13 protein-coding genes are annotated in these 16,659 nt (G+C 67.1%); all 13 read left to right on the top strand.

The window, feature by feature from the left end; all coding sequences use genetic code 11:
- Positions 1–76: 76 nt before the first annotated feature.
- Positions 77–793 (top strand): TnsA-like heteromeric transposase endonuclease subunit, encoded by a 717-nt coding sequence (locus DAERI_RS00275; RefSeq protein WP_103127492.1) that lies wholly within the window; start codon positions 77–79, stop codon positions 791–793.
- The gene (locus DAERI_RS00270) at positions 793–2,940 is read left to right on the top strand and encodes a TnsB C-terminal domain-containing protein (protein WP_103127491.1); all 2,148 of its coding nucleotides are present in this window, start codon (positions 793–795) and stop codon (positions 2,938–2,940) included. The genes DAERI_RS00275 and DAERI_RS00270 overlap by 1 nt, the downstream gene beginning before the upstream one ends.
- Before the next feature lie 15 nt (positions 2,941–2,955).
- Positions 2,956–4,068 (top strand): TniB family NTP-binding protein, encoded by a 1,113-nt coding sequence (locus DAERI_RS00265; RefSeq protein ID WP_103127490.1) that lies wholly within the window; start codon positions 2,956–2,958, stop codon positions 4,066–4,068.
- Positions 4,065–5,909, top strand: a complete 1,845-nt coding sequence (locus DAERI_RS00260; RefSeq protein WP_165794014.1) for a TniQ family protein — start codon at positions 4,065–4,067, stop codon at positions 5,907–5,909. Before DAERI_RS00265 ends, DAERI_RS00260 begins: the two co-directional genes overlap by 4 nt.
- The gene (locus DAERI_RS00255) at positions 5,906–6,169 is read left to right on the top strand and encodes a hypothetical protein (protein ID WP_103127488.1); all 264 of its coding nucleotides are present in this window, start codon (positions 5,906–5,908) and stop codon (positions 6,167–6,169) included. The genes DAERI_RS00260 and DAERI_RS00255 overlap by 4 nt, the downstream gene beginning before the upstream one ends.
- Entirely contained in the window at positions 6,159–6,806 is a 648-nt protein-coding gene (locus DAERI_RS00250; RefSeq protein ID WP_103127487.1) for a hypothetical protein, read from the top strand. The genes DAERI_RS00255 and DAERI_RS00250 overlap by 11 nt, the downstream gene beginning before the upstream one ends.
- Before the next feature lie 679 nt (positions 6,807–7,485).
- Complete coding sequence (locus DAERI_RS00240; protein ID WP_103127485.1) at positions 7,486–7,713, top strand: hypothetical protein; 228 nt, start codon at positions 7,486–7,488, stop codon at positions 7,711–7,713.
- Between the two features lie 154 nt (positions 7,714–7,867).
- Positions 7,868–8,347: a glyoxalase superfamily protein gene (locus DAERI_RS00235; protein ID WP_103127484.1), complete on the top strand. Its 480-nt coding sequence runs from the start codon at positions 7,868–7,870 to the stop codon at positions 8,345–8,347.
- Complete coding sequence (locus DAERI_RS00230) at positions 8,323–8,547, top strand: hypothetical protein (protein WP_133161930.1); 225 nt, start codon at positions 8,323–8,325, stop codon at positions 8,545–8,547. Before DAERI_RS00235 ends, DAERI_RS00230 begins: the two co-directional genes overlap by 25 nt.
- 517 nt (positions 8,548–9,064) lie before the next feature.
- Entirely contained in the window at positions 9,065–9,907 is an 843-nt protein-coding gene (locus tag DAERI_RS22540) for a phospholipase D-like domain-containing protein (RefSeq protein ID WP_201262691.1), read from the top strand.
- The gene (locus DAERI_RS00225; RefSeq protein WP_201262690.1) at positions 9,907–12,393 is read left to right on the top strand and encodes a DEAD/DEAH box helicase; all 2,487 of its coding nucleotides are present in this window, start codon (positions 9,907–9,909) and stop codon (positions 12,391–12,393) included. The genes DAERI_RS22540 and DAERI_RS00225 overlap by 1 nt, the downstream gene beginning before the upstream one ends.
- Before the next feature lie 33 nt (positions 12,394–12,426).
- Positions 12,427–15,729, top strand: coding sequence for an Eco57I restriction-modification methylase domain-containing protein (locus DAERI_RS00220; protein ID WP_103127482.1), 3,303 nt, complete (start codon positions 12,427–12,429; stop codon positions 15,727–15,729).
- A 104-nt stretch (positions 15,730–15,833) separates the two neighbouring features.
- Positions 15,834–16,625, top strand: a complete 792-nt coding sequence (locus DAERI_RS21835) for a type I restriction endonuclease (protein WP_133161929.1) — start codon at positions 15,834–15,836, stop codon at positions 16,623–16,625.
- Positions 16,626–16,659: the final 34 nt, after the last annotated feature.

Raw genomic sequence — 16,659 nt, 5'->3', positions numbered from 1 at the left:
AAGCGCGCGAAGTGCCAAGTCCCGCCGGCAAGCAAGATCTTGGCACTTCCACTGGCCCCCCAGAAGGGAAAGCCGAATGACATCTTACCGCGTCTCCTTCGTGAGGGGCGATGGTGAAGTCGTCCAGGATGCCCCGCTGGACGCGCTCCTCACCCTCTCCCTCGCCGACCTCCAACCCTGCCGGAAGGTGCAGAACTACCGGCACCAGGTGAACCAGACGGGCGAGTACTGGTTCACCACGCAGGGCGTGCACCTGGCGTTCGAGTCCCGCCTGGAAGAGGCCGTCATGCGGCAACTCGACCAGGACCGGGGCGTGCGGCGCGTCGCCGCTCAACCGTTCCTCCTCACCTGGACGGCCGAGGACGGCCGCGTCCTCGGGCACTACCCAGACCTGCTTGCCGACCGCGTCGGGCAGCGCCGCCTCGTCCTCGACGTCCGCCCTACCGCCCACACCACGGACGAGGACACCCAGCGTGCCTTCCAGACCACGCGTCAGGCTTGCTCTGCCATCGGCTGGGCGTACGAAGTGCGGTCAGAACCACACCCCACGCACCTGTTCAACCTGCGCTGGTTGGGCGGTCACCGCCGCCCCCCGCACGCCCTGGACGAGTACGCGCCCGCCCTGCTGGACCTCGCGCGGCGCACCCCCCGACCCCTCGGGGAACTCGCGGACGCCGTCGGCGAGCCGTTCTTCGCCCGGCCCGTGCTGTTTTATCTGCTCTGGAAGCAGGACCTCACCACTGACCTGAACGTACCCCTCTCGGACATGAGCGTGATTCACGCGAGGGTCTGATGCCCCTCGCCATCGAATTCAAGGCCGGGTTGAAACTCCATTACCGCAGCACCCAGTGGGTCGTCGCTGACCCCGCCTTTGAGGACGGCCAGTTGCGCCTGCGCGACCCGTTCGGCCGGGTGGAACTCGTCGACCTCGTCGACCTGCACGCCGCGGACGACTTCATCCCCATCATCCCGGAGAAGGACGCCCGCCGCTTCGACCCGCGCAGCGTCATCCTGGACACGTACCCTGAGATCCTCGTTCGGGACGCCCTCGACCTCGAAGCGCACATTCACGAGTACGAGACGGGCTTCGCGTCCGGCCGCGAGGACCTGCCCCGCCCCGGGGAGCCGCGGGAGGCGTACAACCCGGCGCTCGTGCCCGTCATGCAACGCCGGGAGAACAAGGCCCGCGAACTGGTCCTCAAAGCTCACCCTGACGCGACCGGCGAGAAGCTCGACCGCCTCGTCCGCAAGGAGGTGGAACGCCTCCGCAAGCTCGCCCGCAACTACCGCGAGGTGGGCCTGATCGCCCTGGTGAACCTGCGCAAGGTTCCCCGGCGCAATCCCCTCGGGCACAACCCGCCGCAGGTCGTGGACGCCGCCCGGAAGGTCAGCGCCGCGCACATCAACCGATCGAACGTCACCCGGGTGAACCTCGCCCTCGCCGTGAAACGCGAGGCCGAGAAGCTCAACGACGGCGTGCCGCTGGCCCGCCCCCCGTCGAACCGTTCCGTGCAGCGCCTCCTGCGGGTCGTGGGGAAAGCGAAGCACCTGTTCGGCGCCGCGCCCACCCGGCGCAGCCTCGACAACCGCCCGAAACACATGTACCAGGGCGTCCTCTCCACCCGGCCCGGCGAGTACGTCCTGTTCGACCTCACGCCCGGCGACTTCTTTTGCCTCCACCCCCTGGACCCCGGGGTCGTGCAGCGGTGCAAGTGCCTCGTCGGGATGGACCTGTACTCCCGCTCGATCGTCACGGCCCGCCTCGTGCCCGCCGGGCGCGCCATTGACCTAAGTTTCGCCTTCCACGACGTCATCACGCCCAAGCGGATGCTGCCCGGCTGGCCCTCCCGCGCCCGTTACCCGTACGTCGGCGTGCCCGAACACGTGGTGCTGCGGGTGTACCACCTGCCGGAAGGCACGGATCTCGCCGCGATCCCCTGGGTGCTCCCCGACACGGTCGTCGTCGACAACGGCTGGATCTTCACCAGCCGGCACATGCGGAACATCTGCAAACTCCTCGGCGTCACCATCCTGTACGCCCGCCCGTACACACCGACGGACAAACCCCAGATCGAACGGTGGTTCCGCACGTTCGCGCAGACCTTCTGCCAGAGCATTCCCGGGTACATCGGCAGCAACGTCCAGCAGCGCGGCAAGAACCCCGAAGAGGACGCCGTGTACTTCCCGCACGAGGTGGAAGCCCGTATCGGCGAGTGGCTCGCCACGCACTACCACTTCCGCCCGCATGGCGGGTTGAAGCACCCCGACTACCCCAAGGTGCTCCTAAGTCCGAACGACCTCTTCGAAGTGGGACTCCGCACCGCCGGGCTGCTCGTCGCGCCGCTCGGCCAGGACATCTACTACCAGCTGCTCGAAGCCCTCCCAGCGCGGATAATCCACGACTACGGCGTGGAGTACATGGGCCTGTACTACGACCACCCGGACCTCGGCCCGTTCCGCAACCAACTCTCCCAGGACACGCACCTGAAGCACCGCTGGATCTTCCGGCGGGACCCGCGCGACCTGCGGTACCTGTACTTCCAGAACCCCAGGACGGGCGCGTGGGTCCGACTGGAACGCAAACCCACCGCCTTCCCCCACGCCCAGTTCACGGACGAACTCCTCCAACAGGCGAAGGACGTCGCGTTCAAGAAAACCGGGCACGTGCGCTCCCCGGAGGAGGTGTCAGCCGCGCTGGACAGCCTCGTCCGCGGCATTCAGGCGGAGGTGCCCAAGTTGAAGCAGCGGCGCCGGGAACTTCAGCGCATGCAAGAGGTGCTGCGCTCCGAGCAGGACCGCGAGGACGTCCTCGGTGAACCCGTCACGCCCCCGCCGCCCCCACCGCCCGCACCCACGCTCTCCAAGCGTCCCTTCACACCCGTGGGGGACATTCCCCGGGACATCACGGACCTCTACGACTTCAGCGACGACGACGAGTAACACCGGAGGTACCTCATGGCTTTCCGCATTCCCGACGCTCCCGTTCCCCTCCAGGGCCGGGAGGATGTGCGCCGCCGCCTCGTCCGCATCGAGCACTGGCGGGCGTTCGTGAACCGCCCCGAAGCGTCGAAACCCCTGATCGTCCCCGCCCGAGAACGTCAGCACTGGTCGCCGGAGCAGGTCCTCGACTACCACCGGGCCCGCCGCCGGTACCACAAGACCGCCCCGCGCATCTTCACACCAAGCATGCAGAACGCGCTGATGCAGGCGGAAACCATCCTCGAGAACAACGACGAGTCCGACGAGAGCGCCAAGCCCGGACTCGCCATCGACGGGCCCGCCACGCTGGGCAAGAGCACCATCCTCGCGCAGATCGGCAAGCGGTTCGAACTCGACTTCCGCGCGCAGTTCCCGCCCGTCGACCCGCGGGACGCGGACCTCATCGCCCCCGTGGCGTACGTCACCCTGCCCTCGAAATGCACCCCCAAAAGCTTCAACATCCGCCTCGCGGAGTTCTTCCACATCCCGTTGCGCCGCTCCCAGGCGAACGTGACCACCGAGGAACTCACGCAGGCGCTCATCGACGCGGTCGTGAACCTCCACACGCAGGTCATCCTCGTCGACGACATCCACTTCCTAAATTTGCGCGATCAGAAGAACAAGCGCGTCCAGGAAGCGAACTTCGTCGTGAACGAGCACATCAAGGCGCTCGCGTCGGACCTGGACGTGACGTTCATCTTCGCGGGGATCAACTTGGAAGCCTGCGGCCTGTTCGACGAGGGTGCCGACCTGGACCTGTCCGGCGCGCAGACGGGAGGGCGGTTCGTCCGCTGCCCGGTCGACCGTTTCCGCCGGGATGAAGCCAGCTGGGCCTTCGTGCTCACGGAACTCGAAAAGCGCTTGGTGCTGGAAAAGTACCGGCCGGGCACGCTCCTGAAGCTGGGTGATTACCTCTGGGACCGCACGCAGGGGTCCATCGGGACCCTAACCAACCTCGTGCGGCGTGCCGCGAACATCGCCATCGGCAAGTCCGAAACCCTCAACCGGAAACTGCTCGCGCAGGTGAAAATCAGCCGCAACGCCGAGGCGAGCTACCGGGAGATCCTGGGCTTGGAGGAGGCCGCGTGAGACTCGCTCGGCGCGTCCTGAACTTCCGCGTGCCCGTTATCCCGGGGGAGACGCTCGGCAGCTACCTCATCCGCCTCAGCACAGGGTTACCCCTGAAATTGCCGCTCGTCACGCTGATGGCGCACACCGGCCTGATCGACGAGGACCACGTGAAAAGCATCGGGCATGCGTTCGGCGTCGTCCTCGAGGAGGACCGCCTCCGTGAGTTCGCGCGGCTCACCCGCCTGGACGAGGAGACCGTGCGGGGCATGCTGCTCAGCGTGTACCACGGCGTCGCCGTGGACCTCTCCGGCGTGGACCCGGGGGATGCCAACAGCGTCCGCCTCGCCGCGAAGGACGGGTGGGCGTTCTTCACCACCACCCGCGTCTGCCCTTGCTGTGTGGGTGAGAACCGCGCGCTTCTCGTGCGGTGGAAGCTGGTCCTGACCTTCGCGTGCACGAAGCACGCGGTGCTCCTCGCGGACCTCTGCCCGCGGTGCGGGAAGCCGTTCGGGGGGATTCGTCACGAGTGGGGCGGCGCGCCCCTGTACGCCAGCCTCATCCCCCAGCCGGGCGTCTGCTACAACGCCCCACCGCCGGGTGCGGTCGGTGAGGGCCGCAGCGCCCGCCCCTGCGGGCAGGACCTCGCCCGCGTGCAGACCATCGACCTGCGGCCGTACCCGCGCGTGCTGAACACGCAGCGCCGCATCGACCAGGCCCTCTCCGGGCCCACCACCCGGTACCTCGGTGAGGACCGCCCCACTCTGATGTACGCGGAGAACCTGCGGGCCCTCTGCGCGAGCATCCTGTACGGCGCGTTCGCGGAAGACCTCGGCCCGGGCCTGCCCCCGGAGGCGCTCGCGGCTTTCGAGGCGTTCGAACAGGACCGGGACGCCCGCCTGCGGGAACGCGAGGAACTCCGCGGGAAAGGCGCACGGCGCGGCGGGCCGAGCCTCATCGGGTACCGCGGGCAGCAACGGTCCAGTGCACTCATGGCGGCCATCCTGCCCGTCGCTGTCGAACTTCTCGACGCGCCGAACGTCGGGGAACTCTGCCGCCGCATGGCGTGGCTCGTGGCGCGCGTGCAGGACCTGAAGCGCAACAAGATCCGCCTCGCCGCCATCGACTTCAACTTCGCCGGTCCCCTCCTGGAAGCGTTCAACCTCGTCCTCGCGCCCAACGCGGAGTTTCCCCGTCGCGTCGGGAACCGGTCCCCGTACGCGCGGCATGGGGGTGAAGGGTACGCATTCAGCGCGGAGCACGTCCCACAGCTCCTGTGGGAGGACGAGTACCGCCGGGCGTTCCAACCGCTGCTGACCGGCACGGACGTCGGGGATGACCCGGCGCGGCGGGTGATCAGCATGAACCTCGTCAAGCTCGCCGAGGACGTCTCCTGGCTGAGCGCGGCGCACACGCTTGGCCTCCCGCCCAGCACCGCGACCGGCAGTGCGAACAACGTCATGGGGGTGATCACGACCCTCGGCCGGTCCGAGGACTTCGCGCTCGCCCTGCACGACCTCGCCTACCGGCTCTCCACCCGGGCGGACAAGGTGGACTACGCCGCCCGCCGCCGCGCGTTCGAAAACTACGAGGAGGTGCCGTACGACACCTGGTGCGAGCTCTTGCGCGGGACCGGCCGTGATCCCGGCCACCTGCATGGGAAGCACCGGGTTGCCGCAGCGTGGGTGTGGGCACGCGTCACGGAGGGGGACTGGCGGCTCTCACCCGCCTTCCAGCAGGGACCCCTGACCGCCGGAACGTACAGCGAGCTGTACCGCCGCTTCCGCCTGAACGACCTGCCCCGCCTTCAACCGGTCCTGGAAGCGTACGCGCAGTCCCTCGTCCCCACGGGGGCGTCGTGACCCCGCGCCCGCCGACCATCCTGCTCATCCTGCCCCGGCGGGAGGCCGGTCCTCGGCCGTTCATCCTGCGGGGACTGCGACGAGCGATGCGGGAACTCACCGGGGACGCCCGCGTGTACGCCCTGCGCAGCCGGGGGGACCGGCGCCGCTGCACCTGCCTCGTCCGCGGCACCTGGCCGGTCCCCCCGGCGAGAGTTCATCGCGTTCTCGTGGAAGCCTTCTGCGTCCTCGCCACCCTGGAGGGCTCGTATGACCGCTGACGTGCGGGCGGTGGCGGTGGAAGTCCTGCCCGAACCCGGCCGGGCGGAGATCGTCGTCACCTTCGAGGACGACCAGGCCTACCAGGTCCGGTACGCCGCGCTGCTCGGCGAGGACCGCTTCGCGCCGCTGACTCTCAAGCGCGTCCGCGCGGCGCCGACCACGGACGGGACGCGCATCCTCTGGCCAGGTGGGGTGAGCCTCGACGCGGCCAGCGTCCGGGAAGCCCCGCACGGCCCCGTGCCCCTCGACCTGGTGCGGGTCACGCCCGCCGCGCGGCGCTGGCGGCCCCTGTACCCCTGGCTGGCCCTGAACGACCCGCCCGCGTCACAACGGTGCAAGGAAGCCCAGGACGCGCCGTGCGTGGCCCGCCTCCTCGGCTGGCGTGTGGAGGAACTCACCCTCGCCCTGCACGCGTACCCCCCGCCGGAGGTGGCCCTGCCCCGGTTGCACGACCTGGGGTGCGCCCTCGCGGAACTGTTCGGGTCATCGGCGACGACGGTGCTGCGCCGCCCCTGGCCGCCCGCCCGCGCCGTCCGGGTCAGTGACCCGCTCGTCTCCATGCTGGACGCCATCAAAGCCGGCCGCCCGGACCTCGTCGAACGCCCGCTGCTGCGGATCGCCGCCGGCGACCCCTGAGGGACGCCGTGACCCGCGCGCGTTCACCTCCGGAACCCCCACCTGTCCGCCACACCCCCACCATCCTGGAGGACCCGTCATGGACAGAAAACCCCGGCCGACCCGGAAGCAGAAGCGAACCCTCCGCTCCTGGCCGCACCCTCGCCGTGAGAACACCATCTTCGAGCACCTCGACCGGCGGGAACACCGCGAAAGCCGCCTCCAAGCGTCCCGTGCAGCGCGCCCGGACGACCTGATCAACCTTCGCGGGCAGCCTCGTCTCCCCACTGCGGCCCGGCCGGGTAGGAACATCCCCTCCTTCGTCATCATCGGTGCCGCGACCCTGGGTGAGTCGAAGGGCGTTGAGGCGGTCTTGCGTCTCTTCCCAACAGCTCCCCTGTGGTGGACGCCCACCCGAAGGGACCCGACCGTGCCGCCGTACTCCCTGGTCACCCCTCGGCCCTCGAAAAACGTCGTCCTGTGGGACGACAGCCGACTTGACGTCCTGTACATCACGCGGACTCGGAAACCCGGGCAGGTGGAGGCCTTCTCCCGCCTTCTGGGAAAGCTGCTGTCGGGGCAGACGCCGGGGTTCGTGCCGCCCGCCAGTCTCGTACCAATGGTGCCTTCTGAACGGCACGTCCCACCGGCCCGTTCGCGTTCCGTCTCCTGGACGTGGGCCGCGCCGCTCAAGCCAAGCATGACCTACGACAAGCGGGAGGACGACTGGGTGCGGTGTGGGGAGTTGAGGATGTACTTTCGCGCGTTCCGCACGGCAGGGGGTTCCCTGTGGTACGTGGCGCCGGACGGGAGCCTTTTGAGCCGGGATGAGGCGATCTGGGAGTGGGCGGAACGGCACTGCCCGAACTGCAACGGGTGGATGACGCTCGACGCGCTGCTGAGCGCAGACGAGAGAGGGGACGGATGAGGAAGCTGCGGCCCGGCACAGGCAGTCTGCGGGGTGAGGGCTGGCGTGGGAGAGTCGCTGAGGGCACTACGCCGGGGACGGACCCCCGGGCTTGAAGGGATTCTGGGGGCGGGGTTCCTGTACCCCGCTCTTCCCACCGGGCGGGAGGTTGAGGATGAACGAATGGGACCGGGTGGAACAGCTGGACGCGCAGTTCAAGGAGCTCAAGCGACTGGCGGGCCGGTTGAAGACGATGGTGCGGGCGTTCGGCTTGCCGCTGCGACAGTATCAGGCGTTGGACCTCGTCGCGGTCGCGTACGGCTACGAAAGTTGGCAGGTGCTGTGCGGACGGTGGAATGGCAGCACCCGCGATAAGTGTGACCTGGCGACGCTCGCGCGGCGCGTTCAGCGGGCGATGATGAAGTGGGGGCTGAACCTTGACGAGAAGGTGGTGCGGCAGGTGTTGATTGACGTGGCACGTCCCGCCGCAGAGGCGGGCGTTGAGCCGAAGCCCCTGGATGCTGGGGTGGTTCGTCGTCTGGAACGGGCACGCGCGCGCAGAGCGCGGGTAGCATCGGCGGCTGACTCAATTCAGCTTGAGGACCGTTCCTTCAAGGAAGAGGAGGCACCATGGTGGTTCAATTTCCGAGGGTGAAGCGCGGTGAACTACTGCCCCTGGTGACCGTGCCCGTGCCTGTGCGCCTGCTGCCGGTGGAAGCGCCCGCGCTGGAAACCCGGGTGCTCGCCCGGGTGATCATCGACGGGGTCACGTGCACGGTGATTGGCCGTGCCAGTGACCTGCCTGCCACGCTGGAGTGGTTGGACGACCTGGAAGGGAAGCGCAGCATCCTGTAATCCCACTGGTCCCATCACATGCCTCACCCCGCCTGCGAACCGCACATGGTTCGCAGGCGCCTTCTTTTCACGTTCCTGAGGGGTACCTGTCGTGTAACGGGGCCAACCGCTGATCGAGGAACAGGGCGACGTTCGCGTAAAACAAGGTCGTTCGCAGGGCCTCCGGGAACTCCCCGCTTCCGTACCCGTCGTGCAGGACGTGATGACGGGACAGGGGTGCTTCAGCCGCTGGCGGGTCATTTTCTGACCTACCGCATTCCTCGGGAGGCATTTGCAGAACCTCCGGGGAGCATCTCCCCTTGACCCTGCAATACCCCCGACGGGGGTACCAAAAAAACGCACGGAGGATCAGCCACCAGCACTTAGAGTGGTGTCATCGCTACGAGAGATGAGTTGCGTCTCTCTAAGTGATGAGAACACCTTCACATCTCCCCATCGCCTTCGAACCTGTTTCCAAGGCCACCTCCGCTCATACCCCGCCGCAGGGACCGCCGCAGCGCGTCTCGTCCCTGCGGTCGTGCTGATCAAGGTCAACGTGCCCACCATCTACGACAACATCAAGCAGCCGCTCCTCCCCGCGTTGACGGAAAGCCTGGCCCTCGCCCACCGGGCGGACTTCAGCGTCGGGTACTTCAACCTGCGCGGCTACCGTCACCTCGCCGGGTGCATTGAAAACTTCGCAGGAGGCGACGACGGCTGCTGCCGCCTGCTCATCGGCATGCAGCGCGCACCGGAAGAGGACGTGCAGGCTCTTTTCGGTGTTCGCGAGGAAGAGCCGATGGACCAGGGGCGCGCCCTGGAAGCGAAACGCAGCATCGTGGAAGCTTTCCGGCAGCAACTCGTGGTCGGCCTGCCCACCCGGGAGGACGAGCGCGCCCTGCGCACCCTCGCGCGGCACATCCGCGAGGGGAAACTCCGTGTCCGCCTGTTCCTCAAGCACCCCCTGCACGCCAAGCTTTACCTGGTCCACCGGCACGACTTCCACCTGAAAAAGGTTGCGTACCTGGGGAGCAGCAACCTCACCTTCTCAGGCCTGCGGGGCCAGGGCGAACTGAACATTGACGCCCTCGATCAGGACGCCACGGACAAGCTCGCCCGGTGGTTCGAGGACCGCTGGAACGAACGCTTCACCTTCGAACTCACCGAGGACCTGCTGCACCTGCTGGAGCAGAGCTGGGCGGGCGAGCACCTCGTGCCGCCGTACCACATCTACCTCAAGATGGCCTACCACCTCGCGCAGGAGGCACGCCTCGGCGTGGAGGAGTTCGTGCTGCCCGAGCACTTCCCCACGCCCCTATTCGACTACCAGGCGGCGGCCGTGAAAATCGCCGCGCACCACCTCGCCAAACGCGGGGGGTGATGATCGGCGACGTCGTCGGCTTGGGCAAGACGGTGATGACCAGCGCCCTGCTGCGCATGGTGGAGAAAACGTACTTCGACGCGCTGATCCTCTGCCCACCGAACCTCGTGCCGATGTGGGAAACCTACGTTCACGAGTACGGCCTGCGCGCCAAGGTGCTCCCACTCTCCCGCGCCGTGCGGGAACTGCCCCGGGAGCGGCGGTACCGCCTGGTCGTCGTTGACGAGAGCCACAACCTCCGCAACCGCGACGGCAAGACGTACCTCGCCGTGAAGGACTACGTGGAACGCAACGACAGCCACGTCGTCCTCCTCACCGCCACGCCCTACAACAAGACGTACCTCGACCTCTCCAACCAACTGAGGCTGTTCCTGAACGAGGACGGGGACCTCGGCATCCGCCCGGAAGCGTACCTGCGGTCCCTCCCGAACGGCGAACGGACGTTCATGCAGCTGCACCAGTGCGGCGTCCGGTCCATTCAGGCGTTCGAGAAGAGCGGCGACGCGGATGACTGGCGTGACCTGATGCGGCTGTACCTCGTGCGCCGTACCCGGTCGTTCATTCAGCAGAACTACGCCCAGCATGACTCTGAGACGGATCGGTCGTTCCTCGCGTACCCGGACGGTCAGCGTTACTACTTCCCCAAGCGCCTCCCCAAGACGATGAGCTTCCCCGTCGGCGGGCAGTACGCGCGGCTGTACGAGGAGCGCGTCGTCAGCGTCCTCGAGCACCTCTGCCTGCCCCGGTACGGCCTGGGCAACTACATCCACGAGATGAAAACCCGGGCACTCACGCCCGCGCAGATCGGCGTCCTGCGGGATCTCTCCCGCGCGGGCGTCCGGTTGATGGGGTTTGTGCGCACGAATTTCTTCAAGCGCTTGGAAAGCAGTGGGTTCGCGTTCGTGCAGTCCATCGAACGCCACATCCAGCGCAACGCAGTCCTCCTGTACGCCCTAGAGCATGACCTTGACCTTCCCGTGGGCACGCAGGACGCCGGGCTGCTCAGCGCCCGCGACACGGACGAGAACCTGATCATCGGGCAGCTTGAGCAGGACGACCCCAGCTTCGAGGACGCCGAGTACGACGTGCGGTCCGCGAAGGCCGCGTACGAGGCGTACGCCGGGCCGTACAGCCGCCGGTTCAAATGGTTGCCCGCCCACCTCTTCAAAGCGACGCTCCGCGCGGACCTGCTTGCCGACAACCACGCCCTCCAGGCCATCCTGGACGAGGTGGGCGCCTGGCGCCCCGGCGAGGACGGCAAGCTCAGCATGCTGCACGACCTGATCGCGCGGGTCCATGCGGGGGACAAGGTCCTGGTGTTCTCGCAGTTCGCGGACACCATCCGCTACCTGGAAGCGCAATTGCGGGCGCGGGGGGTGACGAACCTCGGCGCGGTCACGGGCGACACGAAGGACCCGACGGCCCTCGCCCGGCGCTTCGCCCCCCGTGGTCAGAAGGTGGACGGCGAGTTGCGGGTCCTGCTCGCCACGGACGTGCTCTCCGAAGGGCAGAACCTTCAGGACGCCCACGTCGTCGTGAACTACGACCTGCCCTGGGCGATCATCCGTCTGGTGCAGCGCGCCGGACGCGTGGACCGCATCGGGCAGCAGGCACCGACCATCCACGCGTACTCCTTCCTGCCCGCGGACGGCGTGGAACAACTGATCAACCTGCGCGCGCGCGTCGCCACCCGCCTTCAGGCGGCGCGGGACGTCGTCGGGAGTGACGAGGACTTCTTCGGGGAGGGCAGTGAGGAGGCGGCCGCTCTCCGCGACCTCTACAACGAGAAGTCCGGCATCCTCGACGACCAGGACGACGGTGAGGTGGACCTGGCGTCGTACGCCTACCAGATCTGGAAGAACGCCGTCGAACGCGACCCGCGGCTGGAGGAACTCATCCCCGCCCTGCAACCCGTCACCTTCGGCACGCGCGGGCACTGCCCCACCCCGGACGCGCCCGGGGGAGCGCTCGTGTACCTGCGCTCCCCCCAGGGCAACGACACGTTGATGTGGCTGGACGAACACGGGAACAGCGTCACGGAAAGCCAACTGACGATCCTCAAGGCGGCCGCGTGCGCGCCGGGCACGCCCGCCCTGCCCCGGCTGGAACAGCATCACGACCTCGTCCGCAGGGCGGCGCGGCAGGTGGTCGAGGAGGAAGGCGACGGGGGGGTGGGAGCGCTCGGCGGTCCCAGTTCCCTGCGGCGCAAACTCTACGAGCGCCTCAGTCACATCCGCGACGTGAACCGCGGCAGCCCGCTGTTCGACCGCCCGGAACTCGGGAGGGTCCTCGACGATCTTCTCGCCGCGCCCCTGCAAGAAGCCACCAGCCTCACGTTGCGCACGCAACTCAAGCTCAACGTCAGCGACGCCACGCTGGCCGAGCTGGTGGTCAACCTCCGCAACGAAGGCCGGTTGACCGTCGCCCTGGCGAGGGGAAGCCGGAAAGACCCCAGCATTCTCTGCTCGATGGGCCTGAAGGCCTGACCGAGCGTCCCCACCCGCGAGGCGTACCCCACCGTGACCACCACCTTCCAACCCCCGACCGCCGATGAACTCCAGGCCCTCCTCAACCGCAACGACCTGCAAGACCTGTTCATTCACCTCGGGTGGAACGTCGCGCGGGGGCGGCCCATCGTGCTGGCCGAGGATGACGTGGAGGTGCGCTTCACGCCCCTCGCGCGGAAGGCACAGTTCCAGATTTTCACGGCGCAACCCAGCACCCCGAACCTGCCCGGCAGGGCCACGATCCGCAAGTTGGAAAAGCGCCTGAACGCCCTCGCCGCGGAGCGGCTGGTGATCTACCAGGACCTGCGGGGTGAGCACGCGGAGTGGGTCTGGGCGAAGCGCGAGCCGGGCCGTCCCCTCCAGCCCCGCTTTCACGAGTGGCATGCGGGCGCGGCGAACCTGGACCTCGCGCGGCGCCTGCTGGACCTGCACGTTGACCTGCACCTGGACGAACGCGGTGAATTCGACACCACCACCCTCGCCGGGCAGGCGCGGCGGGCGTTTGACGTCGACAAGGTCACCAACAAGTTCTACGGGCGTTTCAAAAGCGAGCACGACGCGTTCGCTGACGCGCTGGAAGGCATCCTGGATGACGAACGCAAGTGGTACGCCGGGCTGATGCTCAACCGCTTGATGTTCGTGTACTTCATTCAGAAGAAGGGGTACCTGGACGGCGACCAGCATTACCTGCGCAACCGCCTGGCGAGCGTGAAGGAAAGCCAGGGGGACGACCAGTTCCAGACCTTCTACCGCCAGTTCCTGCGGCGGCTGTTCCACGACGGGCTCGGCTCCCCCGGCCGCGACCCGAACCTGGAACGGTTGATCGGCCGCGTCCCGTACCTGAACGGCGGGCTCTTCGAGGAGCACCCCATCGAGCGGACGAACGCCGCGCTGGATGTGCCGGACAGCGCGTTCGAGCGGGTGTTCGCCTTTTTCGACAGTTACCAGTGGGTGCTGGACGACCGCCCCGGCCGCAACGAGAACGAGATCAACCCGGACGTGCTGGGGCACATCTTCGAGAAGTACATCAACCAGAAGGACATGGGCGCGTACTACACGAAGGAGGACGTCACCGAGTACATCTCCCGCAACGCGATCGTGCCGTTCATCCTCGACCGCGCCATCGAGGACTGCCGGGTGGCGTTCGAGGGGGAGGGCAGCGTCTGGCGCCTGCTGCAAGCCGACCCGGACCGGTACATCTTCCGCTGGGCACGGCACGGCATCACCCATGAGCTGCCGGAGGACATCGCCGCCGGTCTGGACCCCGCGCAGCCGGACCTGTTGGAAAAGCGCCGGGCGTGGAACCGGGCGGCGCTCCCCCAGTTCGCCCTGCCCACGGAGACGTGGCGCGAACATGTGGCGCGCCGCGCGCGGTACGAGACGCTCGCCGCCCGCCTGCGCCGGGGGGAGGTGACGGACGTGCGCACGCTCGTCACCAGCAACTTGGACGTACGGCAGTTCCTGCAAGACGTCGTGGAGTTCGCGGACGGCCCTGACCTGGTGCGCGCCGTGTGGCGGGCGGTCAACGGGATTACGGTGCTCGACCCGACGTGCGGCTCGGGGGCTTTCCTGTTCGCCGCCGCGAACATCCTGCTGCCGCTGTACCGCGCGTGCCTGAAGCGCATGCAGGAGTTCGTCGCGGCCCTCCCGCCAGCGGACGCCGCGACGCGCCTCACGGACTTCCAGGCGGTGCTCGCCGAGGGGAAGCGGCACGCCCTGGATTACTTCATCCTGAAGCAGATCATCCTGCGCAACCTGCACGGCGTGGACGTGATGCCGGAAGCGGTGGAGATCGCCAAGCTGCGCCTGTTCCTGAAGCTCATCGCGTCCAGCGAGAAAACCGAGGACGCGGGGGACAACTTCGGCCTGGAGCCCCTGCCGGACATCGACTTCAACCTCCGCGCGGGCAACACCCTGGTGGGCTTCGCGTCCGAGGCGGAAGCGGAACGAATCGTGCGCGAACGCCTCCTCACCACCTCCGGCGTGTCCTGGGAGAATCTCGCCGCGCAGGCGGCCGACCTCGCCGGGAGGTACGAGCAGTTCAAGGCCCGGCAGCTGCACCCCGACCTGCCCGGCACGCACGAGATGAAGCACGACCTCCAAGCCCGGCTCGCGGCGCTGGGGGACAACTTGAACACGTACCTCGCCGGGGAATACGGGGTGAACGTCAAGGACAAGAAGGCCGTCGCCGCGTGGCGCGCCGCCCACCGGCCGTTCCACTGGTTCGTGGAGTTCTACCGGGTGCTCAAGGAGGGCGGGTTCGACGTGATCGTCGGCAACCCACCGTACCTGGAAGTCAGCGCGGTGCGGGGCAAGTACACCCTGGTGAACTTCCAGACGATGAAGAGCGGCAACCTGTACGCCCTGTGCACGGAACGCAGCTACAACATCCTCAGGGAGGGCGGGTACGTCGGGTTCATCGTGCAGCAGCCGGTCGTCTCCACCCAGCGGATGAAGGTCCTGCGGAAGTTCATGGAGGACCGCAGTGACTTCATCGCCGCCTCCACGTTCGATGACCGGCCCAGCAAACTGTTCGACGGCATCAACCACGCCCGGGTCGCCATCTTCCTGACCCGCAAGAACGCGGGCGGGGCGACCCCGGCACTGTTCGTGAGCAGGTACCACAAGTGGTACGCCGAGGAGCGGCCCGTGCTGTTCGAGACGTTGGCGTACGTGAAGAGTTCCCAGCACGCGGCGCTGGACGTCTGGCCGAAGCTGAGTTCAGCCACCGAGGAGGCGATCCTCGCGAAGCTCGCCCGGGTCCGCACGCGGCTGGGTCAGCGCCTGTCCCCCAGGGGGACGGGCTTCAACGTGTACTACAAGATCACCGGGGTCGGGCATTGGTTCACGTTCACCCTCCGCCCGCCCCGCTTCCTGCGGGGTGGAACCGCGGGCGCTTCCACCCGGGAAAGCACCATGGCCCTGGGGGACGAGGCGGCGTTGTCGACGACCTTCAGCTTGCTGAACAGCAGCCTGTTCTACTGGTTCTACCAGGTGCGTACGAACTGCCGTGACTTCAACCCCTCGGATTACACGACGTTCCCCGTGCCGGACGGCGTCTTCGAGCGGGACTTCACCACGCAGGCGCGGGCCATTCAGGACGCCCTCGACGGGTCGAGTTCCCTCGGCGGGGTCACGCACAGCCAGACGGGCGCCATTCAGGTGGAACGCTTCAAACCCCGCGTCGGGAAGGACCTGTACGATCAAGTGGACGCGGTCCTCGCCGAGGAGTACGGATTCACGGCGGAGGAACTGGACTTCATCGTAAACTACGACATCAAGTACCGGCTGGGAAGCGAAAACGCCGAAGCCTGAAAGATCACGTGGAGCGCAAGGGTTCCTGGGCGGTGAAGCTTTTAAGAGTGTTCTCAAAAGATCGTTGAGGGTGCTGAATGGAACGAGGATGGGAAGCCCGCGAATTGACGCAAGTCGTAGACTCCCTTGAACGGTCGGGTTGGGAAGTTGTCAGGGAATACGCCGTTGAATCGGGAACTCGTACGCTGCGCGCGGATGCTGTCCTTCTGTTCGAAGGCGTCATTCTGGCTGTGGTTGAAGTGAAGGCCACCCGATCCCGGGGAGACGATCAAGCAACTTCACGACAATTGAACCGGTTGGCTGAGCTTTTGGGTGCACCCCTGGCGCTCCTTTGGAGAAATGGCGCAGTTTTTCAACTGCGTGACATTCCAGGGGTCGTGCGTGGTCGCCTGCAATCCTTCCCACCCCCAGGAGAGATTCTTCAATTGCTGGGGCCCCTCCGCCAGTTGTTCAGCAAGAGACTTGCCACGTGCCAAGCGGTCACGCGGGCGGTCCAGGATTGGCGAAGTGGGGGCGCCACCCGTACGGGGAATACGTACCTCCCTGCCATTGAGTTTTATGCCAACGAGCATCAGACCGTTTGTGCACAAGTGCCGCTGACCCAATGTGTGTTGATTGGTGGGATGCTGGAAGGGATGCTTCGTGAAACCGCAGTAGCGAAAGATCCTGCTGGGAAGCACAAGAAGAAGTCTCTCGCAGACCTCATTACCTGGTGTACTACCAACGGGTACATCAGCGCTGGCACTGGAGCCATTACGCCGGACGCAGTTCGCAACAGCCGCAACGCCCTCCACCCCAACCTGTTCGTCACATCGCCAACGATCAGTCATGCAATTGCAAGCAACGCTGCGCAGGCTCTTGCTGCTGCTGTGCGGGAGTTGAACGCCAGCGTGTAGGAGGGCCGCAGATGACCCCGGCGAGCGTCTGGAA

It is taken from the genome of Deinococcus aerius, from assembly GCF_002897375.1.
Classification (GTDB): domain Bacteria; phylum Deinococcota; class Deinococci; order Deinococcales; family Deinococcaceae; genus Deinococcus; species Deinococcus aerius.
The sequence above is the reverse complement of the archived record's forward strand: the minus strand, read 5'-3'. Positions and strand labels throughout refer to the sequence as shown.

Excerpts from the sequence above, each read along its gene's own strand:
- DAERI_RS00275 (WP_103127492.1), top strand. The coding sequence starts at position 77 with ATGACATCTTACCGCGTCTCCTTCGTGAGGGGCGATGGTGAAGTCGTC.
- DAERI_RS00270 (WP_103127491.1), top strand. The coding sequence starts at position 793 with ATGCCCCTCGCCATCGAATTCAAGGCCGGGTTGAAACTCCATTACCGC.
- DAERI_RS00265 (WP_103127490.1), top strand. The coding sequence starts at position 2,956 with ATGGCTTTCCGCATTCCCGACGCTCCCGTTCCCCTCCAGGGCCGGGAG.
- DAERI_RS00250 (WP_103127487.1), top strand. The coding sequence starts at position 6,159 with ATGACCGCTGACGTGCGGGCGGTGGCGGTGGAAGTCCTGCCCGAACCC.
- DAERI_RS00240 (WP_103127485.1), top strand. The coding sequence starts at position 7,486 with ATGACCTACGACAAGCGGGAGGACGACTGGGTGCGGTGTGGGGAGTTG.
- DAERI_RS00235 (WP_103127484.1), top strand. The coding sequence starts at position 7,868 with ATGAACGAATGGGACCGGGTGGAACAGCTGGACGCGCAGTTCAAGGAG.
- DAERI_RS00230 (WP_133161930.1), top strand. The coding sequence starts at position 8,323 with ATGGTGGTTCAATTTCCGAGGGTGAAGCGCGGTGAACTACTGCCCCTG.
- DAERI_RS00225 (WP_201262690.1), top strand. The coding sequence starts at position 9,907 with ATGATCGGCGACGTCGTCGGCTTGGGCAAGACGGTGATGACCAGCGCC.